This is a genomic window from Clostridium sp. ZS2-4 (assembly GCF_026719745.1).
In the GTDB taxonomy this organism is placed as follows: domain Bacteria; phylum Bacillota; class Clostridia; order Clostridiales; family Clostridiaceae; genus Clostridium_H.
Genome location: NZ_JAPPRQ010000076.1, coordinates 1 through 1,242, shown reverse-complemented (window position 1 = coordinate 1,242; position 1,242 = coordinate 1). Strand labels below are relative to the sequence as shown.

The 1,242-nt window shown below is 28.8% G+C and carries 1 protein-coding gene; it reads right to left on the bottom strand.

What is annotated here, in order from left to right; all coding sequences use genetic code 11:
• Positions 1-96 precede the first annotated feature (96 nt).
• Positions 97-1,188: an IS200/IS605 family element RNA-guided endonuclease TnpB gene (gene tnpB, locus OIO11_RS11670; RefSeq protein WP_268071645.1), complete on the bottom strand. Its 1,092-nt coding sequence runs from the start codon at positions 1,186-1,188 to the stop codon at positions 97-99.
• Positions 1,189-1,242 lie beyond the last annotated feature (54 nt).

Genomic DNA, 1,242 nt, shown 5'->3' with positions numbered 1-1,242 from the left:
GGGGCTTCTTGGTATATCCAAGAACTTTTCCTGCTTCTACGACCTCGTAACCTACTATCTCCACAGGCTATCCCCGTAAAACCTACGGTTCTTATTTTATGCTATATCCAATAATCCTTGTTTTAGAATATTTTTACTAGCATTTATATCTCTATCATGAATGCTTCCGCATTTAGGACATTTCCATTCTCTTATTTGTAATGGCATATCTTCCATAACATACCCACATTTACTGCAAGTTTTTGATGATGGATACCATCTATCTATTTTATGAAGATTTCTTCCGTACCACTTTGCTTTATAATCAAGTATAGTAACAAATTTATTCCAGCTTACATCTAAAATACTTTGTGCTAGTTTATCATTCTTCATCATATTCTTTACTGCTAAATCTTCAAGAACTATAACTTGGTTTTCGCTTATAATTCTTTTAGATAATTTATGAATAAAATCTAAGCGTTGATTTTTTACTTTCTCATGTAATTTAGCAACTTTTTTTCTTTGTTTGTGGAAATTATTACTTCCCTTTTGTTTTCTGCTTAGTTTTCTTTGCTCTTTCGCTAATCTTTCTAATGATTTTTTTAGATATTTTGGATTTTCTATTTTTTCACCATTAGACAATATTGCAAAATGGCTTAAGCCTAAATCTATTCCAATATTTTGAGCTACTTTCTCTAAAGGCTCTACTTCTGTTTCAACACATATAGATACAAAATATTTTCCACTGGGATTTTTAGAAACTACAGCATTTATTATTCTTCCATAAGCAAATCTATGAACTTTTGCCTTTATCCACTTTAATTTAGGTAACTTTATTTTTCCTTTATTTATCTCAATATTGTTATTTACAAAATTACTTGTATAACTCTTATAGTTATCTCTTTTACTTTTGAATTTCGGTCTATCTGCTCTACCTTCAAAGAAATTTTTGAAAGCAGTATCAAGGTTTCTTAGTGACATTTGTAGTGATGTACTATCAACTTCTTTAAGCCATACAAATTCTTTTTTCATACTTGGAAGTTGATTTTGTTGTTCAGTATATTTCATACATCTTTTTTCGTTTTTATATACTTCATTTCTTTGATTTAAGAAATGATTATATACAAATCTTGAACACCCGAAAGACTTTTCAATAATTTCTCTCTGATTTTCATTTGGATATATCCTGAATTTGTATGCTTTATTGATTTTCACTACTTTCACCACCTTTACTTTTTACCTTGACTCTGAATATATTTCTTT